The sequence below is a fragment of the Actomonas spartinae genome (assembly GCF_051209155.1).
Classification (GTDB): Bacteria; Verrucomicrobiota; Verrucomicrobiia; order Opitutales; family Opitutaceae; genus Actomonas.
In genome coordinates this window covers 732,927-756,497 of record NZ_JBPJGB010000001.1, presented here as the reverse complement: position 1 = coordinate 756,497, position 23,571 = coordinate 732,927, and the positions used below count along the sequence as shown (strand labels likewise).

Here is a 23,571-nt window from a genome sequence, read left to right as displayed (position 1 = left end):
GTTGACCGCGCGGGAGTGCATGTGCCGAGCTGTGACCACGAGCCCGTCGGCGCCCCGGCCCGACCGATCAAGGCCGCCTATTTCAATCGCGAGCTCTCCTGGCTGGCCTTCAACCGTCGCGTGCTCGAGCAGGCCCGCAATCCCGCCACCCCGCTGCTGGAGCGCGTCAAGTTCCTCGCCATCGTCTGCTCCAATCTCGACGAATTTTTCGAAATCCGGGTCGCCGGCCTTATTCAACAGGTGGAGAGTGGCCTCGAAAAGTCCGGCCTCGACGGCCTCGGCCCGCGCGAACAGCTCCGCCGGATCCACTCCGTCGTCGCCTCGCTCGTCGATGACCAATACCGGCTCTGGATCGACGACCTGGTGCCCTCCCTCGCCGCGCAGGGCGTGCACTTCAAGTCGGCGCACGAACTCTCCCCCGCCGAACTCGCCTGGGTGGAGCATTATTTTGAGGAACAGGTCTTTCCGGTGCTCACGCCACTCGGCCTCGACCAAGCCCACCCCTTCCCGCAGGTCGGCAACAAGACCCTCAACGTCATCGTCTCGCTCGACGATCCCGACACACCCGAGATCGAGCGCTACGCCGCCATCCTGCCGGTCCCGCGCATCCTCCCGCGCCTCGTGCGCATCGACCCCGACGGCACGGCCGAGCAGACCTACATCTTCCTCACCGAGATCATCAAACTCTGCGCCGGTGCGCTTTTCCCCGGCTATCGCCTCAACGGCGCGCACGCCTTCCGCGTCACCCGCAACAGCGACCTCTACATCGACGAGGAAGAGGCGGAAAACCTGCTCAAGACCATCGAAGCCGAGCTGCGCAACCTGAAGCGCGGCGCGGCCGTGCGGCTGGAGATCGAGGAGGGCGTCAACGACAGCATCTTCGAAACCCTCTGCGACCACCTGGAGCTCTCGCACGAATACGTCTTCCGCCTCGGCGGGCCGCTCAACCTGCTGCGGCTCATGAGCCTGGTCGAGCTCGACCGGCCCGACCTGAAGTATCCCGCCTTCGCGCCCGTATCCACGTCTCCGTTACGCCCGGGCGTCGCGCCCTTCGCAACCCTGCGGGAGCAGGATGTGCTGCTGCACCACCCCTACGACAGCTTCGAACCGGTGGTCGACTTCGTCACCCTCGCCGCCCGCGACCCGGCGGTCGTGGCCATGAAGCAGACGCTCTACCGCACCAGCGGCGACTCACCCATCGTGCGCGCGCTGATCGAAGCCTCCAAAAACGGCAAACAGGTCACCGCGCTGGTCGAGCTCAAGGCGCGTTTCGATGAGGCCAACAACATCCAGTGGGCCCGCCAGTTGGAAGAGGCCGGCGTGCACGTGGTCTACGGTCTCGTCGGCCACAAGACCCACTGCAAGTGCTCCCTCGTCGTGCGCCGCGAGGGCAAAGCCCTGCGTCGTTACGCCCACCTCGGCACCGGCAACTACAACCCGAAGACCGCGCGGCTCTACACCGACCTGAGTTTCTTCACCTGCCGGGCCGATCTCACCGAGGACATCGCCACCACCTTCAACACCCTCACCGGCTTTTCGCGCAAACCGACCTTTCAGCGACTCCTGGTGGCCCCGTTCAACCTTCACAGTCGCCTGCTCGAGCTCATCGACCGCGAAACCGCCAACGCGGCCGCCGGCCAACCCGCGCGCATCATCGCCAAGATGAACTCACTCATCGACAAGGCCGTGATCGACCGCCTCTACGCCGCCTCCCGCGCCGGCGTGAAGGTCGACCTCATCGTGCGCGGCATCTGCGGACTCGTGCCCGGCGTGCGCGGGCTGAGCGAAAACATCACGGTGCGCAGCATCGTCGGCCGCTTCCTCGAACACGCCCGCGCCTTTTATTTTCACAACGCCGCCGGCGAACCCGAGATCTACGCCGGCAGCGCCGACTGGATGCCGCGCAACTTCTTCCGCCGCATTGAAGTCATGTTCCCGGTCGACGACCCGTCGCTGCGCGCCTGGTTCATCGACGAGTTTTTCCCGCTCGAACTGCAGGACAACGTCGACGCCCGCCAACTGCGCCCCAACGGCGCCTACCGCCACGTTCCCCGCGGTCCCAACGAACCGACCTTCTCGGTGCAGACCTACTTCATGGCCGCCGCCAAACAACGCGCCCGCCTCCAAGCCGAACGCGAAACGCTGGCCCTCTGATCGCCCCCCCCGCTCGTGCTGCGCCACCCACTCGAAAATCGAGACTCCAAAATCGAAAATCGAGATGGCGGAGAGGGTGGGATTGGCGACGGCTCACGCCGCCCCGCTGCGCGGCGACTGCGTTGCACTCCGTCGGCCCATCTCCGCTCTCCCGTCGCGCGCGGGATCGCTCCGTCGACCCCGGGTTCTCATCCCACCATGCACCCCGCTCGTGCTGCGCCACCCACTCGAAAATCGAGACTCCAAAATCGAAAATGGCCGTGGCGGAGAGGGTGGGATTCGAACCCACGTTACCTTGCGGTAAACCGCATTTCGAGTGCGGCGCGATCGACCACTCTGCCACCTCTCCTTAAGTCACGGTGAAGCGTGGGAGGGCAGACCGTAGGAGTCCGGCCACAAAACGGAAGCCGAAAGTGCAGCGCCACCGAGGCTAGGTGTTCTCGTCTTCGTCGGGCGCGATGTCACGCTGGTTGGCCGACAGGTGATGCGGGAAGACCAGGTAATAATTCATCAACCACCAACTGCGCGAAGAGCGGTAAAACAGGATCGGCACGACGACGGCGCCCACTCCCGCCACGAGGCTGGCCGTCAGGCCCGAGAACACGTCGGCGAGATACAGCAGCAGCACCGGCACCAGGAAAACCACAATGGTCACGCCGTAGTTGAGCGACATGGAACCCAGGAAGAAACCTTCATCCCGCTCGATGGTCAGTTCGCAACGCGGGCATGATTTGTTCAGCTCAAAAAAGCGGCCCGGCTTGAAGAGCGTGCGGCCGCCGCAATTGGGGCAACGGTTGGTGAGGCCGCGTGTGATGATCTGTCCCCGGGTGACTTTCATGGATTGAGAATCGGGAGGCTAAGCCGCCTCGCTTTATTCGCCAAAAACAAAACGCCTCCCGCACGTCGACGGGAGGCGTTTTTAAAAGATACCTGAAGCGAGGCTTAGGCGCCGAGCTGGTAGCGGGTGAAGCGGCGGATCTGGATGTTCTCGCCAGTCTTCTGGATCGTCTGGGTGACGAGCTCGCGGACGGTGACGTCCGGGTTCTTCACGAAGGGCTGATCGAGGAGCACGCTCTGGGCGTAGAACTTCTCGAGCTTGCCCTCGACGATCTTCTGCACGGCCATCGGCGGCTTGCCTTCGGCCTGGGAAGCAGCGATCTCGCGCTCCTTCTCGACCAAGTCCGCCGGCACCTCTTCGCGGGTCACCGCGGTCGGGTTGACGGCGGCGATGTGCAGGCAGAGGTCCTTCACGAAGGCCTTGAAGTCGTCGTTGCGGGCCACGAAGTCGGTCTCGCAGTTGACCTCGATGAGGACGCCAACTTTGCCACCGAGGTGGATGTAGCTCTCGATGACGCCGTCCTTGGCGTCACGATCGGCCTTCTTGGCCGCGGAAGCCTCACCCTGCTTGCGCAGGATGGTGGTGGCTTCCTCGACGTTGCCGTTGGCATCGACGAGGGCCTGCTTGCATTTCATGAGACCCGCGCCGGTAGCCTGACGCAGATCGTTTACCATCTTGGCGGTAATCACGGTGCTCATTGTAAAAAGGAATTCGGTTGAATCGGAGAGAGCGGACGGCGGAGGCCGACCTTACTCGGACTTGGTTTCCTCGGCGGCGGGAGCCTCTTCGGCGGCGGCCGGGGCTTCGTCGTCCTTGGGGGCGGCGATCTTCTTGCGGGTGGCCGGCTCCGGGATCACGACCTCGCCGTTCTCGGCGGGGGCGGACTCGGTGGCAACCTCGGCCTCTTCCTCGACACCGGCAGCGGCGGCGACCGCGGCGGTGGCGGCCTTGAGGTCGGCCTGGCCGCGGGCGATGCGGCGGGCGTCACGCTGGCCGAGACCGTTCTGCACGGACTCGAGCAGGGCGTCGACGATCACTCGGATCGACTTCACGGCGTCGTCGTTGCCCGGGATCGGGTAGGTGACGTTGGAGGGGTCGGAGTTGGTGTCGACGAGAGCGATGGTCGGGATGCCGCAACGCTCGCCTTCGGCGACGGCGATGTCCTCGTGCGCCACGTCGATGATGATCATGGCCTGCGGGAGATCGGCCATCTCGACGATGCCGGCGAAGTTCTTCTGCATGCGCACCATCTCACGCTTGATCGCGGCCTGCTCCTTGCCGCCGAGCTTGGAGAGCTCGCCGGAGGTGTCCATGGCCTGATACTTCTTATACTTGGCGATGGAGCGCTTGACGGTGGAGAAATTGGTCAGGGTGCCGCCGAGCCAGCGGTCGACGCAGTAGGGCATGCCGACGGAGGTCGCGGCCTCGCGCACGATTTCCTGGGCCTGGCGCTTCGTGCCGACGAAGAGCACGTTGCCGCCGTTGGCGACGAGGTCGGTGAGCGCGGCGCAGGCCTTCTCGAGGGCGCCGTAGGTCTTGCCGAGATCGATGATGGTGATGCCCTGGCGGTGATCGAACACGAAGGGCTTGGAACGCGGGTTCCAACGCTTGGTCTGGTGGCCGAAGTGGACACCGGCGTCGAGGAGGTCTCGGACGGTAATGCTGAGGTTGCTCATGTGAGTTTTGATCTATGTATCTGCGACACACAGGTCGGCCTATGGGCCGCCTTGCGATCGAGTGATGGTTAATGTGATGGGTTAAACGAACGTCTCTTTCCGGAGAAAGAGTTGCCGAACACAGAGACCCAGCTCACCGGAGGCAAGAGCGATTTAGGAAATTTCCAAAAACCCTGTTGACACGTAACATTGCCGGCGCATTCCTCTGCCTCCCTTCGCGAACGGCGCCTCTCCGCCAACTCGCGCTGTTCTCTCAAATCGTTCCGATTCGACTCCGCCGACCGTCCCCGCGACGTTCCGCGTCCCACTTTATTGCAGGGTGGAGCAGTCTGGTAGCTCGTCAGGCTCATAACCTGAAGGTCCTGGGTTCAAATCCCAGCCCTGCACCCAATTTAACCCAATCTGGCTTTCGTCGATTGGGTTTTTTTGTGACCCATGACTTCAGCGATCTATCGCGTCTACGAACTCCGCAACGAAAACGGCCGCCGTTACTTCGGGCTCTCCGAAGACATCGATAAGCGCCTGGCTCAACACAACGCCGGCGAGTCCCGGTGGACGGCCATATACCGACCGTGGCGCATCGTCTGGCAAAGCCGGGAGCTGAGTCTCAGCGATGCGCGCAAACTGGAAAATCTCCTCAAACGTCAAAAGGGCGGCTCAGGTATTGCAGCCACCCAACAAGACTACGCCGATTTCGGCTCATAATCCCGCGGACGCGGGATCCTGGGTTCTCTGCGAGCAAAGCGAGTAGCCTGACCATCCCAGCCCTGCACCCAATTTAACCCAATCTGGCTCACGCCGATTGGTTTTTTTGCTGGCTCCACCCAAACCATTTGCATCTGCACGCAATTGCGGGAATCTGAGGCGCGCCTCCCGCCTCTTGTCCCCATGCCGCCGCTTCGCGCCACTTTTCGCCGTTTGGGATTCACCGCCTGTTGCCTGGCCGCAGCTCTGTGGGGCCGTGCCACCGAATCACCGGATGACGCCCTCTACTCCGCGCTCCTCAACGAGCATGTGCAGGGCGACGCAGTCGACTACCGCGCCATCGCACAGGACGAGCGTCTCGACCGTTACCTCGCCCAACTTGCGAGCTTCGACCCGGCCGATCTTCCCTCCCGCGACGCCCAGCTCGCGCTCTGGATCAACGCCTACAACGCCTACACCCTGAAGCTCATCACCAGCGTGCATCCGGTGGACACCATCCGCCGCATCACCGCCCTCGGCGAAACCACCGCCGATCCCGATGACGGCCGCCCGTGGGACATCCGTTTCGCCCGCGTCGGCGGACAGGACTACACGCTCGAAGAGATCGAACACGACATCATCCGCCCCCGCTTTCGTGACGGTCGCATCCACTTCGCCCTCGTCTGCGCCGCCCACTCCTGTCCCAAGCTTCGCGCCGAGGCCTATACCGGCGCCCGCCTGGAGGCCCAACTCAACGACCAGGGCCGCTGGTTTCTCGCCCATCGCAACCAAATCGATGGTCGCCGCCGTCAGGCCCAGCTCTCGCAGATCTTCAACTGGTTCGCCGACGACTTCGGTCCCACTCCGGCCGCCCGCCTCGACTTCATTGCCGACTTCGTGACGTCTGACCTCGCCCGCAGCCTGCGCAACGATCCGGAACGCTGGACCATCAGCTACGCCGACTACGACTGGTCACTCAATGACCGCCGCTGAGGCTGTCGAAAAATTATCCCGCGCCCCCGCAACGGCTTGCGCGAGCTCGCCCAAATCCCGCTTGAGCCACATTCCAGATAGTGTTCATTTGAACACATGTCCGACGACCTGACGCCCAAGCAACAAGCCGTGCTCGCCTACGTGCACGCCCACCGCGACCGGCACGGCGTCTTCCCCACCCTGCGCGAGATCCAAGCCCACTTTGGCTTCGCCAGTCCCTTCGCCGCCACCCGCCATCTCCAGGCCCTCGAAAAGAAGGGCGCCCTCACCCGCGACCCCGGCAAGGCCCGTGCCTTCCGCCTGCCGGCCGCACCTTTTTCGCCGCAGTCTTCGCCTCTCACCATTCCGGTTCCGGTCTACGGCGTCATCCCCGCCGGCCTCCCGGCGGCCAATGCCCAACTCCCCGAGGCCGACGAAACCGTCACCCTCGACCCCGCCACCCTCGGCCTGCGCCACGACGCCCGCCGCCCCCTCTTCGCCCTGCGCGTGCGCGGCGATTCCATGATCGGCGCCAACATCCTCGAAGACGACCTCGTCTTCCTCACCCCGGGCGAACCACGCCCCGGCCAGATCGTCGCCGCCCTCATTGACGGCGAGTCCACCCTCAAACGTTTCCTGCACCAAAACGGTCGCCCCCTCCTGCGCGCCGAGAACCCCCGTTACCCCGACCTCCTCCCGGCTGAGGAACTCCTCATCCAAGGCCTTATGGTCGGCCTCCTCCGACGCACCCCTGCCGACGACTGACTCTCCTGCGGGGCTCGACCTCGCGTCGAGCCGCCCCCACCCCGTCGGCCCGTCCCTCTTTCACCATTCACTCTGCCCGCTTCTCCTTTCCCCCGTGTCTTCCGCGCCTCCCAATTTGGCTGCGCTCCGGCATCTCCTCGCCGAGCGCTTTCCGTCCGCCCAGCGGACGGCTGCCGGCGCGCGTTTGCCCACCGGGCTGAAGCACCTCGATGAGACCACCGGTGGCGGCCTGCCTCTCGCCGCCCTCACCGAACTCGTCGCCACCACCGCCAGCAGCGGTTCCCACCTCCTGCTCGGGCAACTCCTCGCAACCACTCGGGAGCGTCGCCAACGCGTCGCGCTCATCGATCCGACCGAGAGTTTCGACCCCGAGTCCCACCCCCCCGCCCACCTCGAACACCTCGTCTGGGCCCGCGGCGGTGATGTGCCCACCGCGCTCAGCGTCACCGATCTCTTCGCCCGCGACGCCAATCTCGGCCTCGTGATGCTCGACCTGCGCCGCGCCCCCCTGCGCGACCTGCGCCGCGTGCCCGCCCCGCTCTGGTATCGGCTCCAACGCGCCGTCGAGGACACCGAGCTCGCCCTGCTCGTCATCACCCCCCGCGCCCTCGTGCCCAGCGCCGCCCTCCGCCTCGAACTCACCACCCCCCATGCCCTCGCCCACCTCGCCACCCACCGTCCCGACCTGCTCCCCCAACTCCTCCCCCACCTCGCCCGCCAACGCCACGCCCACGCGCTCAGCGCGTGAGCGAAGTAAGAAGTCAGAAGTATGAAGTCTCAGTGCGTAGCCGGTAGGCGAAGCCATCCGTGTCCATCCGTGGTCAAAAAACAATCCTGCCTCTCGGCCCCATCCTTCGCGGTGCTCCACCTCGCCGACTTCCCCCTGCAGGCGCTGCTTCGCACCGCGCCCGATCTCGCCGCGCGCCCCGTCGCCGTGCTCGACGGCGAACGCAAACGCGCCCTCGTCCTCGCCTGCACTGCCGCCGCCGCCGCGCAGGCCGTTGAACCCGGCCTCACCGCGCCCGCCGCCCTCTCCCGCTGCGCCGAGCTCCAGTTGCGCCAGCGCCACCCCGGCGCCGAAGCCGAGGCCACCGCCGCCTTGCTCGCCGCCGCCGCCACCCTTTCCCCGCTCTACGAAAACACCGCCCCCGGCCTCGCCACCGCCGACCTCACCGCCCTGCCCAAAACCCAACGCCTCCCGCGTATCCAATCCGCGGTGACACAACTCAACGCCCTCGGCCTTCACGCCACCGCCGCCCTCGCCCCCACCCCCCTCCTCGCCCGCTACGGGGCCCAACATCTTTCTCTTTCCTCTTTATCTTTCTCTTTCTCTCCCCGGGGTGAAACCCCGCCCGACCACCACCCCATCCTCAGCATCGAAAGCCCCGCGGATTTTCTCGCCCCGCTGCCCCTCGCCGTCGCCGAGCCCACGCCCGAGCACGCGTCCATCCTCGCCCTCTGGGGCGTGCGCACCCTCGGCGACCTCACCGCCCTGCCCAAGACCGACGTCGCCCAGCGCCTCGGCCCCGGCGGACTCGCCCTCTGGGAACGCGCCGCCGGCCAAACCACCCGCCCACTCCAACCGGTCACCCCACCCGCCACCTTCTCCGCCACCCTCGAGCTCGAGTTCGCCATCGAAACCCTCGAACCCCTGCTCTTCCTCCTGCGCCGCTTCACCGACCGCCTCGCCCTCGAGCTCACCACCGCCGCCCTCGCCGCCGCCTCCCTCACCCTCACGCTCACCCTCGACAACGACACCACCCACCAGCGCACCATCCGTCTGCCCGAACCCACTGCCTCGGCCGACCTCCTGCACCGCACGCTCCATTCCCACCTGGAGACCGTGCAAACCGATTCCCCCGTCGTCGCCGCCCGGCTCGATCTCGAGCCCACCCGCTCCCTTCACCGCCAACACGGCCTCTTCGACTCCAGCCTGCGCGACCCCCACGGCTTCGCCGAAACCCTCGCCCGCGCCGCCGCCCTGCTCGGCGAGAACCGCATCGGCACGCCACGCCTGACCGACACCCACCGCCCCGACGCCTGCACCCTCGTCGCCCCCGACCCGGCCGTGGAACCCGCGCCGCCGCCACCCGCGTTACCTCCGCTCGGTCTACCCCTGCGCCGCTACCGCCCGCCCCAACCCGCCCGGGTCGAACTCGCGCCCGCCACCCGCCGCCCCACTTACGTCGCCACCGCCGACCTCAGTGGCCCCGTCACCGCGCTCCTCGGCCCCTGGCGCAGCAGTGGCGATTGGTGGCAACCCGACCGCGCCTGGACCAGCGAGGACTGGGACATCGCCCTCGGCCCACCCTCCCCCGGTCTCTACCGCCTCACCGAAACCCCGACCGGCTGGTATTTGGTCGGTGAATACGACTAAGGAGCCAACGGCTCCGCCCTCTTTCTCTTTATTCTTTATCTTTCTCTTTATCCCCGTGGAGCGGTCGGGGTCCGGCCAACGGGGAGAAAGAGAAAGATAAAGAGAAAGAATAAAGATCCTCCTCCCTCATTCTTTCCCCCGCTTACATCGAGCTCCACGCGAGCAGCGCCTTCAGTTTCCTGCGCGGCGCCTCACAACCGGCCGACCTCGCCGCCGAGGCCGCGCGGCTTGACCTGCCCGCCGTCGCCGTCTGCGACCGCGACGGCGTTTACGGTGCGCCCCGCTTCTACGCCGCCGCCCGCGAGCACGGCCTGCGTGCCCTCGTCGGCGCCGAACTCACCCTGCTCGACGGCACCGCCCTGCCGCTCCTCGTCGCCAACCGCACCGGCTACCAGAACCTCTGCCAGCTCATCTCCCTCACCAAACAAACCGCGCGGCCCGACCCCGCGCTCAACCGCGAACGCAAGCGCCCCTGCCACGCCACCTGGGACGAACTTGCCGCTCACGCCGAGGGCCTCATCGCTCTCACCGGAGACACCGAGGGGCCGTTGCTCTCCGCCTACCAAACCGGCGGCCCAGCCGCGAGCGCCACGGCCCTTGCCCCCCTGCAACGCATCTTCGGCCCCAACCGGCTCTACGTCGAAGTCCAGCGCCACCGCGTGCGCGGTGAGGAACGCACCGTGACTTTCCTGCGCGACCTCGCCGCCAGCACCGGCCTGCCCTTGCTCGCCACCGGTGGGGTGACCCACGCCACCCGGGACCGCCGCCCCGTCACCGATGTCTTCACCTGCCTGCGTCACCACACCACCCTCGATAGCGCCGGCCGTCTGCTCGCGCCGAACGCCGAACGTCACCTGCACCGCGGCCGGGTCATGGCCCAGCGTTTCGCCGACCTGCCCGAGGCCCTCACCAACACCCTGCACCTCGCCGACCGGCTGGAGTTCACCCTCTCCGACCTCGGCTACCGCTTCCCCGATTTCCCCACTCCGCCGTGGCACAACATGACCTCGCTGCTCCGCGAAAAGGTCTACGCCGGCATCACCCAGTTCATTCCCACCCTCACCCAGGCCTACCGCCGCCAGATCGACGCCGAACTCGCCCTCATCACCAAGCTCGGTTTCGAGGGCTACTTTCTCATCGTCGCCTCCATCTGCGAATGGGCCCGCGCCCGCGGCATCCTCATCCAAGGCCGCGGTTCCGCCGCCAACAGCGTCGTCTGCTACGCCCTGCGCATCACCGCCATCGACCCGGTCAAAAACCGCCTGCTCTTTGAACGCTTCCTCAGCGAGGGCCGCGTCGGCGCCGACGGCCGCCCGTCCTGGCCCGACATCGACCTCGACCTGCCCAGCGGCGAGCTGCGCGAGTCCGTCATCCAGGAGGTTTACGCACGCTACGCCCCGCATGGCGCCGCCATGACCGCCAACGTCATCACCTACCGCGGTCGCGGCACCACCCGCGAACTGGGCAAGGTGCTCTCCCTGCCCGACGACATCCTCGACCGATTCTCCAGCCTCTACCACGGCGGCGACTTCCCGCACACGATGTCGTTGGAGGACCAACTCCGCCAGTCCGGCCTGCCCGCCGAGCACCCGCGCGCCGCGACGCTCATCCGCGTTTACCACCAGATGCGCGGCCTGCCTCGCCACCTCGGCCAGCACTCCGGCGGCATGGTCATCTGCGGCGGCCGCCTCAACCAGGTCGTCCCCCTCGAGCCCGCCTCCATGCCCGACCGCGTCGTCGTGCAATGGGACAAGGACGACTGCGAGGACCTCGGTATCGTCAAGGTCGACCTGCTCGGCCTGGGTATGATGGCCACCCTGCAGGACTGCTTCGAACTGTGTAACCAGAACGGCGATACGCTCTCGCTCCCGGCGATCCCGCCCGACGACCCCGCGACCTACCGCCTGATGCAGGAGGCCGACACCGTCGGCGTTTTTCAGATCGAAAGCCGCGCCCAGATGTCCTCCCTGCGCCGCTTCAAACCCGCCTGCTTCTACGACGTCGCCATGCAGGTCGCCATCGTGCGCCCCGGTCCCATCGTCGGCAAACTCGCCCACCCCATCATCCGCCGCCGCCACCACGGCGAACCCATCGTCTGCCTCGATCCCGAGGTGCACGACAAACTCCTGCCCATCCTCGAGCGCACCTACGGCGTCGTGCTGTTTCAGGAACAGATGCTCGCCTGTGCCATGGCCCTGGCGAACTACGACGGCAGCCAGGCCGAGGAACTGCGCCGCGCCATGGGCTTTTCCCGCGGCACCGAACGCCTCGATCGCGCCCTCACCAACCTGCGCGCCGCCCTGCACCGCCACGGTTGGTCCGACCGCATCGCCGACCTGCTCATCGAGTCCGCCTCCAACTTCGCCCTCTACGGTTTCCCCGAATCGCACTCGATGAGCTTCGCCCTGCTCGCCTACGCCAGCACCTGGCTCAAAGCCCACCGTCCGGCCGAGTTCGTCTGCGCCCTGCTCAACAACCAACCCATGGGCTTCTACGGCCCCGCCACGCTGGTGCAGGACGCCCGCCGCCACGGCGTCACCTTCCTACCCGTCTGCGTGCAAAAGTCCGACTGGCGCTGCACCGTCGAATACCCGGATCCCGCTGTAGCCGGCCTCGGTGAAGCCGGGACCGGGGTCAACGACCCCGGCTACAACCCTAACATCCCCGCCGTGCGTCTCGGCCTGAGCTACGTCAACGGCCTCGCCGAAAAACCCACTCGCGCCATGCTCACCGCCCGCGCCGCGCACCCCTTCACCGGCATCGACGACTGGCTCGCCCGCACCACCTTCAACCCCGCCCAGCGCCGCTCCCTCGCCGCCCTCGGCGCCCTCAACGTCTTCGCCGGTCACCGCCGCGCCGCCCTCTGGCAGGTCGAAGCCGCGTGGACCACCGCCGAACCCCTCTTCCAGCGCACATATCAACAAACTGAGTTCACCGCCCTCGCCGCCGAAGACCGGCCCGAGGCGAAGATCGAAAATCAAGAATCCAAAATCCTAAATCCCATGACACGCGCCGAGCGCGTGGCATCGGACTTCACCGGCATGGGCCTCACCACCGGCGTGCATCCCATGGCCCACGTGCGCGCCCGCCTGCCCGATGTCTGGCGCGCCCTCGACCTGAGCCTGGCCCAGGACCGCGACCGCGTCACCGTCGCCGGCAGCGTCATCTGCCGCCAGCGCCCCGGCACCGCCAAGGGCTTCGTCTTCATCACCCTCGAGGACGAAACCGGCGTGGCCAACTGCATCGTCACCCCCGACCGCTTCGAACACTACCGCCTCACCATCAACCTCGAACCCGCCCTGCGGATCACGGGCCGGCTCCAGATTCAGCACGGCATCATCCACGTCAAAGCCGAGCACATCGAAGCCCTCCGCCTAGACGACCTCCCCGCCCAAGCCTCCCACGACTTTCACTAGGCCAGCTCCGGAGCCTCCACCAAACCCATCCGCTCGCGCGTAAACTCCGCCAAATCCTCCGGCCACGGCGCGCGGAAGACCCAGTCCAACCCTGCCGGCCGCAGGTCGATCTCGGCGCAGTGCAAGGCCTGGCGGCGCAACAACAGCACCTCAGCCAGCTCGTCGCTCCAGCCATCATCAATGAAGCGCAGGAACAAGCGCGGATCCGGTCCGTAGATCTTGTCTCCAACCACTGGATACCCGAGCCACTGCGCGTGCGCGCGGATCTGGTGTTTGCGGCCGGTCTGCGGGCCCACCTCCGCCAGCGTAAAACCATTCCGCATTGTCATAGGCGTATAGTGCGTCACCGCCGCCTTGCCCTCCCGGGTTACGCAATCCTTCACGTGCACCGGGCTCTCGTAGTCACGCCCCAGCGGCTGGTCGACCGTCACCGCCTCAGCCAGCTCACCGGTCAGCACCGTCAGATAACGCTTGCCCACCTTCCGCGTCATCATGGCGGTCTGCAGCCGACTCGCCGTTGCCGCGTTCTTGGCCATCACCACGACGCCGCTTGTTTCGCGATCGAGTCGAAACACCAGATGCATCGTATCCAAGCCGGTGTATTCGCGTGCCGCCCCCACCAGACTGGAGGTCGGCCCAAACTTCGAGGGATGGCACACCACCTCGCCCGACTTGCTCACGACCAACAGATCGTCGTCCTCGTGCAGGATCCAGGATCGCAGCTCATCCATCCCGATGAGCGTCACCCGGTCCTCGCGAAACGGCCGCGGCGGCCACGGCCCATACACCTGGGCCGGATTCAAAGGCGGATCATTCGACAACGCGTCGCTCACGTCCGCACCCAAGTCACGCTCGCCCCTCGGGGGCGAGCTTCATCTGCCGCATCCCTTCGGATAGCGCAGTGACGAACCGTGCGTCACACCTCGACCAGGTCTTTTTCGACGCGGAGGTTTTCGATGATGAAGCTTTGGCGGTGCGGGGTGTTCTTGCCCATGTAAAAGCCGAGCAGGTCGTCGGTGTCGGTCACATGTTTGAGGCTCACCGGTTCGAGGCGGATGCCCATGCCGATGAAGTCTTTGAATTCGCCGGGGCTCACTTCGCCCAAGCCCTTGAAGCGCGTGATTTCGGCCGCCTTGCCGAGCTCGTGCAGCGCGGCCTGTTTCTCGGCTTCGCTGTAGCAATAGATGGTCTTCTTCTTGTTGCGCACACGGAAAAGCGGCGTCTCCAAGACCGACACGTGGCCGTTGGTGAGCAGCTCCGGGAAGAACTTCACGAAGAAAGAAATCAACAACAGGCGGATGTGCATGCCGTCGACGTCGGCGTCGGTCGCGATGACGACATTGTTGTAACGCAGGCCGTCGATGCCGTCCTCCAGATTGAGGGCGCTTTGCAGGAGGTGAAACTCCTCGTTCTCGTAGATGACTTTCTTGGTGAGACCGAAGGTGTTCAGCGGTTTACCCTTCAGCGCGAACACTGCCTGAGTCTGCACATCGCGGCACGCCGTGAGTGAACCGGCGGCGCTGTCGCCCTCCACGATGAAGAGCGTGCTTTCCTCGGCGCGTTTGTCCTTGGAGTCGAGGTGCACCCGGCAGTCGCGCAGCTTCTTGTTGTGCAGGTTGGCCTTCTTGGCGCGCTCCTTGGCGAGGTTGCGGATGCCGCTCAGCTCCTTGCGCTCGCGTTCGCTGGCCTCGATCTTCTTGCGCAGCGTCTCGGCAGCCTCGGGGTTGCGGTGCAACCAGTTGTCGAGGTGCTGCTGCATGAAACTGGTGATGAAGGTGCGGATGGTCGGCCCCTTCGGACCCATGTCGGTGGAGCCGAGTTTGGTCTTGGTCTGCGACTCGAAGACCGGCTCCTGCACGCGCACCGAGATGGCGGCGACAATCGATTGGCGGATGTCGGCGGCGTCGTATTGTTTGCCGTAGAAGTTGCGCACCGTGCCGACCAAACCTTCGCGGAAGGCGGCGAGGTGGGTGCCGCCCATGGTGGTGTGCTGGCCATTGACGAAGGAGTAATATTCCTCGCCGTAGTGGCCGCCGTGGGTGAGCGCGATCTCGATGTCCTCGGCCTCGAGGTGGGCGATCGGATAGAGCGTTTCACCCGTGAGTTTCTTGGTGAGCAGGTCCTTGAGACCACCCTCGGATTTGAAGCTCTTGCCGTTGAAGTTGAGGGTCAGCCCGCGGTTCAGGTAGGCGTAGTTCCACATCATCTCCTCGATGTATTCGCGTCGAAACGTGAAACCCTTGCCGAAGAGTTCGTCGTCGGGCGTGAACTCGATGTAGGTGCCGTTGCGCTCCTCGGTCGGCTGCACCTTGTGCTCCTTGGCGAGCTTGCCGCGCTCGAACTCCACCAGCTTGCACTGGCCGTCGCGCACGGCTTGGGCGCGATAGGAAACCGACAAGGCGTTGACCGCCTTTTGGCCGACGCCGTTCAGGCCGACCGATTTCTGGAAAGTCTTGGAGTCGTATTTGGCACCGGTGTTGATGATGGACACGCAGTCGATGAGTTTGCCCAACGGAATGCCGCGGCCGTAGTCACGCACGCAAACGGTGCGCTCGGCGAGGTGCACCTCCACCCGTTTGCCGAAACCCATGGTGTATTCGTCGATACAGTTATCGATCGTCTCCTTGAGCAGGACGTAGATGCCATCCTCCGCGTGGGCGCCATTACCGAGTCGACCGATATACATGCCGGGGCGGAGACGGATGTGCTCCAGGGCGGACAGGGTTTTGATCGAGGACTCGGTGTAGTTGTGCTCAGCGGCCATGTAATGCGAAAAAGTTCGGGGTGACGAAACGCCCAAGGCTCCGAGCGCGGCCCGTGCTGACAAGCGCAAACCGGATACTGTTGGCCGCCGCCTCTAAAAATACCCGCGCGCGCCGGCACGGAGCATCATTCCACCCGTCGGTAGCGCACCGTCACCCATGCGAGGCCTCCCGGTGCTTCCCAACCATGCGGCCGGCCGGTGCCGTCGACCGCGTAGCAGAGTTGCAGGACACTGCCGCGCACGCGGGCGATCGCCGCGATCGTTTGCTCGCCGCCTTCACCGCCGATGTCGTGCAGGTCGAGTGCAACCTGGCCGTAGGCTTCGCTCCAGGTCGCCTTGCCGTGGTCGACTCCCGTCGGTGTTTCAACCCGATAGGTCGCGGCCGCCAACGTGAGCTGCGAGGCGGGCAGCGGAATCGATTGCGACCCCAGGCGACCGCTCACCACCTCCCACACGCCGAAAAACTCACGCAGGTCGCTCATGCGGCCAAGGCCTCCTTGGTTCGAACTGGAGCAGATTTGTGCAACACGACAAAAAACACCATGAGGTGCAGCAGGACGCCCAGCCAAAACGGAAACATGCCATTGATCCCGTATCCGCCCGGCTCAACCGCCCACTGCAGCGCCAGCAACAAGCCGCCCAAGGCCATCGGCAACATGCCCGCGAGAAAGGCCCCCGCGCCACGCACGCCCAGCCGCCAACACCAGATCACCGCCACGTAGGCGCTCAGCAGATTCGCGAGGTTGAGCAAGAGGATCGACCACGACGCCACGCCCAGATCCGCGACCAAGTCCACCCCAATCAAACCCACGGGCACCCAATACGCCCGCTCAACGCCTCGCAGCCACAAGCTCCAGCGCGACGAGGTGCGATCGACGTCGAAGTAGCAGCGCACCAAACGAACGAAGAGCCACGCGTAGGGAAGTTGGATCACATTCGACAGCGCCCGGCGCCACAGCGCGGCGGCCGCATCCGCCGCCCGCAAGTCAGCCACTTGGTGGACCCAGAACACCCCCAGCAGAGCCAACGCGTAGCCGCAAAACGCCCGCGTCGTGCGATCGCCATCCCTTCGACCGCGCCACCACAGTGTTGCGACGGCCGGCAAAACGAGCGCCGTCAACAAACCCACCGACTGCGCACGCGACACCGCTTCGGCCAAACTTGTCAGCGCCAGCACGGAACACGTCATCTCCGGCGATCACAGCCGCCACCGACTGCGACGCAAGCCCGCGCCTCCCTTCGACGTTCTTGCAACCTTTTTGAAGTGGCGCAGTTTATCTGTCCATGGCCTCCGCGAAATCCACCTTGCTCGCCCTCGCCGGAGTGGCGGCCCTCGTGCTCATCGCCGGCGTCGTCGGCCTCATGCTCGTCCTCGGCTCCGCGCTCAAACAAACCGTCAACACCTTCGCTCCCGATCTCACGGGCACCATCGTAACGTTGGAGGACGCCAGTCTGTCGCCTTTCTCGGGTCGCGGCACGCTCACCGGACTCTTCGTCGGCAACCCCGAGGGTTGGACCGGGCCCAAGCTCGCTGAAATCGGCCGCATCCATGTCGACGTGTCTCCCACCAGCCTGCTGGGAGAGACAATCACAGTGCGCAACATCACGCTCGAACAACCCGAGTTCGTCTACGAAACCCGCCTCGTCCGCTCCAATCTCGGCGACCTCGTCAAACACATCGAGGCGGCGACCGGCGGTGGCGGCCCCCGCCCCGACCCCGAAGCAGCCGCCGGACCGAGCAAACGCCTTTGCGTGCAACACTTCGCCCTGCACGACGCCAAGGTCGCCGTGATCGCCGCCGGCCGCACCCTCGAAATCTCCCTGCCCGACCTCATCCTCACCGACCTCGGCACCCCTGAACGAGGCCTCACCCCCGCCGAGCTCTCGCTCAAAGTGAGCCAGCAGATCCTCGCGCAAATCGCGACCGCCACGACCAAGGCGCTCGCCGACGGCCGACTCAACCTCGACTCCGCCAAGGGGGCGGTCGACGCGGTGGGCGACACCTTGAGGGGACTTTTCGGCGGCAAGAAAGACAACGCGCCGAAAAACTGAGCCGTGTGCTGCCGAAAGAGCGCGCCCATTGCCCTGCCCCGAAGGCCTCGGGCGCATTGACCCAAGGGCGGCGCCTGCCAGCCTCGCTGCATGCCCGCGTCCGCGCCTGTTCCCAACGTCACCGTCACCTACTTCATCGAAGTGCTCTCCTCCTGGTGCCACTGGGCGGAACCCGCGTGGCAGGAGCTGCAGCAACGCTACGCCGAACGCGTGCATTTCACTTGGCGCGTCGCCCTCATGCGCCCCGAGGACTTCCCGGTCTCCCGCGAACAATGTGATTGGTTCTACCGGCGCAGCGGCACGCACGTCGGTTCGACCGTCATGCTCAACTCAGGCTGGTTCGACCCCGCCGTCGCCGGTCACTACGAGGCGCCCAATTGGGTCGCCGAGGCCGGACGCGATTTTCTGGATCCTGACGACGAACGCATCCGCCTCGCGCTCAGCCACGCCGCCTTGCGCGAAGGGCAACGCGTTGCCGACCTCGAGCTGTGCGCCCAGATCGCCGCCGCCACGGCCGGCCTGGACGCCACCGCTCTGGCCCAAGCCGCCCGCTCCGACGCGGTCCGCCAACGTGTCGCCGATTCCACGGCCACGTTCTTTGCCCATCAGGTCAACCAGCGCCCCACCTTCATCGTGGAGAATAACATCGGCGACAAAGCCGTGTTCGCCGGTCTTTGGCAGGCGGCCCCGCTCGTCGCCACGATCGAGCAACAGCTTGCCGACGCCGCCCGCTACGCCAGTCACGCCGCGCACTTCGGTCCCCCGCCGCAAAACTGAAGACACCGCCGAGTGCGGAAAATCGCAAAACGCGTTTGAACGCCCCTGTCCGAGTGCTACCGTGCCCATCTTCCAGTCCGGTCACCCCTTTATCGACCGTTCGGCCGGGCTCCTCCCATAAACCACCCATAGGAGAATCCATGACACTCGTTTCGCGTTTTACCTCGAACCCTCTCCGCGGCTGGCACCGTCTCGCATTGGGCGCGGCTCTGCTCGGCCTGCTCTCCCTGCCTGCGACCGCGCAGGACGAGGAAAAGAAAGAGGAATCCAAATTCACCGCCATCCGCGCCGCCGATGCCGATAGCGTGAGCATTTCCGCCGCCGGTCAGATGACCCTCTCGATGACTCGGGCACCGGCGTCCGCCAGCGATGCCAAGGTCCTCGTGGTCAACAGCGCCAACTACAGCCTTTGGAGCGGCGCCCTCACCCGCGTCGGCGGTAAGTGGACCGCCAAGCTCGATCTCGACGCCGTCGAGGCGATCCTCACCGCCAACGCCATCCAAGCCGAATTCCCCGGCGCCGCCACGGGGGGCAAGGACCTGCGCATCAGCTTCGTGCGCGATGCCTTCGAAGGCTCCCTCGGCCCCACGGCCGCCCTCGTGAAGCCGAGCGAACCGCTCTTTTACGAGGCCCCCGAAGAGCCCGCCGCGCTCGAAACGATCGACGCCAACTCCGACGCCGTCCACATGGCCAGCTACGCCATGGCTTCCCGTCGCTACGACGAGCAACTCTCCGCCTACTACCATAAGTTGGTCATCGCCAAAGCCAGCGCCCACGCGCTCTGGAACGACCTCAAGACCGCCAAGCGTCTGCCGGATTGGCCCGCTTCGCTGATCGCCGCTCAGGACCGCGCCTTCGCCGCCCTCGACGCCAAGGCCGAAGCCGTCAAGGCCATGCGGGCCGCGCACCGCAAAACCTCGTCGACCATCGTCAACAACTGGAACAGCCGCAACAGCGGCGACGAGCCGATCAACATCACCTTCCGCAGCGAGTCCTGACACTCTGCTCGGAACGATCCCCTTCCCCGCAACCCCGGCCCAGCAAGGCCGGGGTTTTTTGTGCCCTCCAAACGGCAGGGCCGCCTCTCTGCGTCTCCGTCTAAAGCAGCGCCTCGCGCAGCGAGCTGATGCCTTCCTCCGGCCCCATCACGAGCAGAAGGTCCCCATCATTGAGGCACTCGTCGGGCGACGGACCCGTGTTGCGATCCTCGCCGCGCTGCACGCCCACCACCGTCACACCGTAGGTCGAGCGAATCGCCGCCTCCCCAAGCGTGAGTCCGCACAACTTTGAGGTGCCGGTGACCAGCAGGCGCGTGAAATGATGCGGCAGTTCCGACGGACGCACCTGGCGTTCACCGATCTCCGACAGCAACGCAATCGCGTCCGCCAACTGCGGCTTTTCCGCCACAATCAAAAGGTGATCATCCGGCGACAGGGGCATGTCCGGCGGCACATCGTAGTGCGTCACGCCCCCGCGTTGCAGCGCGACCACCGTCGCGCTCGTCTTGCGCCGCAGGTCGGTCTGCTTCAGTGACCGCCCCACCACACAGCCGTCGGCCGGAATGACGATTTCCGCCAGCTCCACGGGCCACGGATTTTTGCGCGTCATGCTTTTGATCGCATCGGCCACCGCCTCCCGCGCGCCGCTGCGCGCCTCGGCTTCCATCGAGGACATGACCGCAAACTCCAACTGACTCTGCAATCGCACCGCGCGCTTCCAACCCAGCACCAAGAGCGCGCCCGTCGTGAGCGCAAACACCACCAGCGAGGTGCCGGTGGGGAAGTAGGGCGCACACGCGATCAGGAACAACGAAATGAATCCAAACAGGATCAGCGAAAACGCACCCAGTCGCAGAATGTCCCGCGCCGGTCCGCGCGCCACCAAGCGCAGCGCCGGCCGCGACAAGGCAATCTCCGCCAAGGCCATCGTCACGACATCGAGACTGCGCAGGATATCGACGAGGAACGGAATCGCCGCCAACGCCGCGCCCCCCCAAAGAATCCGTTGCCAGGTCGAGTCGCCGAGAAACTGGGCCGAAAAGGACACCACGATCAGCAGCGCGTTGAGCAGCAGAAAGTCGATGCCCACGCGCGCCAGCGGCCGCCGCACGACGCGTAGGAAACTGCTCTCCCGCATCGTCAGCCGCACCGTCTCGATCCAGTCGAGATAGATGGTAAGCGCGCTGCGCAACTTGCGCGGGGTGAAGCGCTCCGCCCAGCCGATCACACGGTCGCCCTGCGCCACCGCCAGCGGGGTGGCCATGATGCTCAGCACCGCAACGCCCGTCGTCACCGCCTTCAGGGCCGGATTGGTCACGCCGAGGTTCAAGGCAAGCGAGGCAATGACGAAGCCGAATTCACCGATCTGCACCTTGGCCAGGGCCGCACGCGTGGCCGTCGCCGGCGGCACCGCCGCCAGCACAAACCCCAACCAGCAGGCCAGCAGTTTGCCGCCCATCATCAGCACCGTGACCAAAATGATCGTGCCCAGATGCGCCCAGATCGCCGCCGGCTCGATCAACGTGCCGATCGTCACAAAGAACAGCGCCGAGAAAAAGTCCTTCAGCGGTGTCATCACGACCTCGATGTCGTGTGAGATCGCGCAACGTGAAAAGATCGCGCCGGCCAGGAAGCTGCCCAAGGCCAGCGAGAAGTGCGCACTCTCCGCCAGCAGACTCACCGCAAAAATCATCCCGACGACGAAGAGCGTGAGCGTCTCCGGATTGCCCACCTTGTTGAGCAACTTCACCGCGAGCGGCGCCATCAATTTGCCGAGAATGAAGACCGCGACCACAAAGATGCCGACCAGGAAGGTGGTCTGGCCCACAGCGGTGAAGTCGAGCTGACCCGACACCGCCACACCGGCCAGCACCACGAGCAAGATGATCGCGAGGATGTCCTCGAGGATGAGCACCCCCGCCGTGATCTGCGCATAGGGTCGCTGCATGTCGCCGCGTTCCCCGATGAGGTTGAAACATACCATCGACGAACTGATCGCGAGGATACCGCCGAGGAAGAGACCCTCGACCGGATTCCAGCCCAACCACTGCCCCACCGAGGTGCCGATCAGTCCCATCAACATCGTCTGCAGCGCCAGCCCCAGAAACGACGCCGCCGCCACCGGCCGCAGTTTGCCGAGGTCAAACTCGAGACCAATGTAGAACATCAGGAACAACACCCCCAGCTCGCTCAACGACGACAGGTTGTCCGCGTCATGAATCGGCGTGGCCGGCAAGAGGTGGGGGCCGAGCAACAAACCAGCGGCGAGGTAGCCGATGATCGCCGGCTGCTTCAGCCAACGAAACAGGATCGAAACGAAAGCCGCGGCGGCCATGAGCCAGCCCAAATCATGAAGCAGGTAGTGTTCGCCCATTTGGTCGCCCGCAACGTTCCCCATTTCCCGCCGTCGCTCAAAGCGATTCGACGTTATTTCGCAAGAACCTGACCGCAGCCCGCGAACCACGATATGCCGATCGCGTGTGATTCCGGCACGGGATTGGCTCCCCGCACACCCCGCCCCATGTCCGCTCCCGCCGAACGCTCCCGTCTCAGCGGTCTCCGCCAACTCCAGATCGGAGGCCTGCTCTTCCTGGCCATCGTGATTGTGGCCACGGTCGGCTACGAGCTGGCTGGCTGGGATGTGTGGGACGCCATCTACATGGTGATCATCACCATATTCGGCGTGGGCTACGGCGAAGTCCGACCGGTCGACACCGTCGAGCTGCGCATCTTCACCAGCGGACTCATCATCGCCGGCTACGTCGCCGCCATTTACATCTTTGGCGGCATGGTCCGCCTCATCACCGAAGGAGAGGTCAAATCGATGCTCAATGAACTCAAACGCGGCCGCAGTCTCGATGGCCTGCAGGACCACACCATCATCTGCGGCTATGGTCGCATCGGCCAGATCCTCGCCCAGGATCTGGAGCGACGAAAACAAAGCTTCGTCATCCTCGATCGCGACGACGACCGCGTCGACCAGGCCCTCGCCGCCGGCTACCTCGCTCTGCAGGGCGACGCCACCGAGGAGGAGACCCTGCAACAGGCCGGCGTCGGCCGCGCCCAAAACCTCGCCACGGTCCTGCCCCAGGACGCCCTCAACGTTTTCATCACCCTCACCGCCCGCAACCTCAACACCGACATCCGGATCATCGCCCGCGGCGAACAACCCAACACCGAACAAAAGCTCCGCCAAGCCGGCGCCAACGAGGTCATCATGCCCGCCCTCATTGGCGGCCACCGCATCGCCCACGCGCTCGCGTCGACCGATTTGTCCGCCCTTTTCGCCGACATGCACGACAGCGGCGCCGTGGCCGATCTGCATCGCATGGGCCTTGATATGATCGTGCTCGGCGTCGACACCTACCCCCAGTTCAAAGGCAAGAGCCTGCGCGAAATTTGCGCGGCGGCCGGCGGCATGCTCGTGATCGGCCTGCGCCGCAAGGACGGCAACACCGTGCAAAGCCCCGACCCCGCCACCACCTGCGCACCCGGCGACCGCATCATTGCCATGGTGCAACCCGAGCTGCTGCCAGCCGATTTCCTCGTGCCCGCGGAAACCCCGCGCCGGGTCTATCGCGGCAGCGAGGTTTCCTGAATCATCCTCCGGGCTTGACGCCGGCCCGCGCCATCTCCTCTCTGCCGCCTCCCGCATGAACCTCTCGGTCACGATCTCCGCGCTTAAATCCGTCCACGTATCCGCCGTGGCCGTATCCGCCATCGTGTCCGCCACCCGCGCACCGCGAGGAGAGTAAGTGCTCAACACTTTGCCCCCTCCGGTGCCACACCGGAGGGGGTCTTTTTTTTAGGAAAAGGACCACCGGCCGGACGACACCGGGGAGGGCTTCACCACCAAGCCCACCCGATCATGAATCCACCTCCACCGCCCTTGCCCACCGGCCTGCCGCCGCTCGATGCGACCTGCGACCGCATCGTCGCCGCACTCACCCGCCGCCTGCGGGAGGCCGCCCGCCACGTCGAGGAAGCCAGCCCGCTCAGCGATCACGATTTCCTCGTGCCCGTCGTTCGCCCCGATCTGGCGGAGTCCCTGCAACCGTCGATCAAGTGACGCGTGCGCCGAGAAACGGCAACGCGATC

Annotated in this window: 20 protein-coding genes and 2 tRNA genes; 13 read left to right on the top strand and 9 right to left on the bottom strand. The window is 65.5% G+C overall.

Annotated features, from left to right (window positions below):
• The first annotated feature begins 21 nt into the window (after window positions 1-21).
• Window positions 22-2,154 carry a polyphosphate kinase 1 gene (gene ppk1, locus AC0MRV_RS03005; protein WP_472762945.1) on the top strand — a complete coding sequence of 711 codons (2,133 nt, stop codon included), beginning with the start codon at window positions 22-24 and terminating at the stop codon, window positions 2,152-2,154.
• Between the two features lie 261 nt (window positions 2,155-2,415).
• On the opposite strand, the gene AC0MRV_RS03000 is transcribed toward ppk1, so the two are convergent.
• The 4 genes from AC0MRV_RS03000 to rpsB form a co-directional block, all read right to left on the bottom strand.
• Window positions 2,416-2,503 (bottom strand) — tRNA-Ser (locus AC0MRV_RS03000).
• 81 nt (window positions 2,504-2,584) lie between these two features.
• Window positions 2,585-2,992: a hypothetical protein gene (locus AC0MRV_RS02995; RefSeq protein ID WP_472762944.1), complete on the bottom strand. Its 408-nt coding sequence runs from the start codon at window positions 2,990-2,992 to the stop codon at window positions 2,585-2,587.
• Between the two features lie 104 nt (window positions 2,993-3,096).
• The gene (gene tsf / locus AC0MRV_RS02990) at window positions 3,097-3,690 is read right to left on the bottom strand and encodes a translation elongation factor Ts (protein WP_472762943.1); all 594 of its coding nucleotides are present in this window, start codon (window positions 3,688-3,690) and stop codon (window positions 3,097-3,099) included.
• Between the two features lie 51 nt (window positions 3,691-3,741).
• A complete protein-coding gene (rpsB, locus tag AC0MRV_RS02985; RefSeq protein WP_472762942.1) occupies window positions 3,742-4,668 on the bottom strand; it encodes a 30S ribosomal protein S2 in 927 nt (308 codons plus the stop codon).
• A gap of 313 nt (window positions 4,669-4,981) precedes the next feature.
• On the opposite strand from rpsB, the gene AC0MRV_RS02980 reads away from it, so the two are divergent.
• The 7 genes from AC0MRV_RS02980 to AC0MRV_RS02950 all read left to right on the top strand — a co-directional run bounded on the left by AC0MRV_RS02980 (window position 4,982) and on the right by AC0MRV_RS02950 (window position 12,882).
• A tRNA-Met gene (locus tag AC0MRV_RS02980) sits at window positions 4,982-5,058 on the top strand.
• Window positions 5,059-5,103: 45 nt separating this feature from the next.
• Entirely contained in the window at window positions 5,104-5,373 is a 270-nt protein-coding gene (locus AC0MRV_RS02975; RefSeq protein WP_472762941.1) for a GIY-YIG nuclease family protein, read from the top strand.
• Window positions 5,374-5,556: 183 nt separating this feature from the next.
• Window positions 5,557-6,345 (top strand): DUF547 domain-containing protein, encoded by a 789-nt coding sequence (locus tag AC0MRV_RS02970; protein ID WP_472762940.1) that lies wholly within the window; start codon window positions 5,557-5,559, stop codon window positions 6,343-6,345.
• Window positions 6,346-6,441: 96 nt separating this feature from the next.
• A complete protein-coding gene (gene lexA, locus AC0MRV_RS02965; RefSeq protein WP_472762939.1) occupies window positions 6,442-7,089 on the top strand; it encodes a transcriptional repressor LexA in 648 nt (215 codons plus the stop codon).
• A gap of 94 nt (window positions 7,090-7,183) precedes the next feature.
• The gene (locus tag AC0MRV_RS02960; protein WP_472762938.1) at window positions 7,184-7,837 is read left to right on the top strand and encodes a hypothetical protein; all 654 of its coding nucleotides are present in this window, start codon (window positions 7,184-7,186) and stop codon (window positions 7,835-7,837) included.
• A 69-nt stretch (window positions 7,838-7,906) separates the two neighbouring features.
• Complete coding sequence (locus AC0MRV_RS02955) at window positions 7,907-9,466, top strand: Y-family DNA polymerase (protein WP_472762937.1); 1,560 nt, start codon at window positions 7,907-7,909, stop codon at window positions 9,464-9,466.
• A gap of 128 nt (window positions 9,467-9,594) precedes the next feature.
• Window positions 9,595-12,882 (top strand): DNA polymerase III subunit alpha, encoded by a 3,288-nt coding sequence (locus AC0MRV_RS02950; protein ID WP_472763928.1) that lies wholly within the window; start codon window positions 9,595-9,597, stop codon window positions 12,880-12,882.
• On the opposite strand, the gene AC0MRV_RS02945 is transcribed toward AC0MRV_RS02950, so the two are convergent.
• From AC0MRV_RS02945 to AC0MRV_RS02930, 4 genes are all read right to left on the bottom strand, one after another.
• Window positions 12,879-13,715, bottom strand: a complete 837-nt coding sequence (locus tag AC0MRV_RS02945; protein WP_472762936.1) for an RluA family pseudouridine synthase — start codon at window positions 13,713-13,715, stop codon at window positions 12,879-12,881. The two genes, AC0MRV_RS02950 and AC0MRV_RS02945, sit on opposite strands and share 4 nt — an antisense overlap.
• A gap of 83 nt (window positions 13,716-13,798) precedes the next feature.
• Window positions 13,799-15,646, bottom strand: a complete 1,848-nt coding sequence (locus tag AC0MRV_RS02940; RefSeq protein WP_472762935.1) for a DNA topoisomerase IV subunit B — start codon at window positions 15,644-15,646, stop codon at window positions 13,799-13,801.
• Window positions 15,647-15,771: 125 nt separating this feature from the next.
• Entirely contained in the window at window positions 15,772-16,128 is a 357-nt protein-coding gene (locus AC0MRV_RS02935; RefSeq protein WP_472762934.1) for a hypothetical protein, read from the bottom strand.
• On the bottom strand, window positions 16,125-16,835 hold the full coding sequence (locus AC0MRV_RS02930; protein ID WP_472762933.1) for a hypothetical protein: 711 nt from the start codon (window positions 16,833-16,835) through the stop codon (window positions 16,125-16,127). Before AC0MRV_RS02930 ends, AC0MRV_RS02935 begins: the two co-directional genes overlap by 4 nt.
• A gap of 95 nt (window positions 16,836-16,930) precedes the next feature.
• Here AC0MRV_RS02930 and AC0MRV_RS02925 point away from each other — a divergent pair, with 95 nt between their 5' ends.
• The 3 genes from AC0MRV_RS02925 to AC0MRV_RS02915 all read left to right on the top strand — a co-directional run bounded on the left by AC0MRV_RS02925 (window position 16,931) and on the right by AC0MRV_RS02915 (window position 19,473).
• Entirely contained in the window at window positions 16,931-17,698 is a 768-nt protein-coding gene (locus AC0MRV_RS02925; protein ID WP_472762932.1) for a DUF748 domain-containing protein, read from the top strand.
• A gap of 90 nt (window positions 17,699-17,788) precedes the next feature.
• Window positions 17,789-18,475 (top strand): DsbA family oxidoreductase, encoded by a 687-nt coding sequence (locus AC0MRV_RS02920; RefSeq protein WP_472762931.1) that lies wholly within the window; start codon window positions 17,789-17,791, stop codon window positions 18,473-18,475.
• Between the two features lie 140 nt (window positions 18,476-18,615).
• Window positions 18,616-19,473 (top strand): hypothetical protein, encoded by an 858-nt coding sequence (locus AC0MRV_RS02915; protein ID WP_472762930.1) that lies wholly within the window; start codon window positions 18,616-18,618, stop codon window positions 19,471-19,473.
• 100 nt (window positions 19,474-19,573) lie between these two features.
• On the opposite strand, the gene AC0MRV_RS02910 is transcribed toward AC0MRV_RS02915, so the two are convergent.
• Complete coding sequence (locus AC0MRV_RS02910) at window positions 19,574-21,847, bottom strand: cation:proton antiporter domain-containing protein (protein WP_472762929.1); 2,274 nt, start codon at window positions 21,845-21,847, stop codon at window positions 19,574-19,576.
• Between the two features lie 147 nt (window positions 21,848-21,994).
• Between AC0MRV_RS02910 and AC0MRV_RS02905 the strand changes: the two genes are divergently transcribed.
• A complete protein-coding gene (locus AC0MRV_RS02905; RefSeq protein ID WP_472762928.1) occupies window positions 21,995-23,071 on the top strand; it encodes a potassium channel family protein in 1,077 nt (358 codons plus the stop codon).
• A 270-nt stretch (window positions 23,072-23,341) separates the two neighbouring features.
• Window positions 23,342-23,542, top strand: a complete 201-nt coding sequence (locus AC0MRV_RS02900) for a hypothetical protein (RefSeq protein ID WP_472762927.1) — start codon at window positions 23,342-23,344, stop codon at window positions 23,540-23,542.
• The last annotated feature ends 29 nt before the right edge of the window (window positions 23,543-23,571 follow it).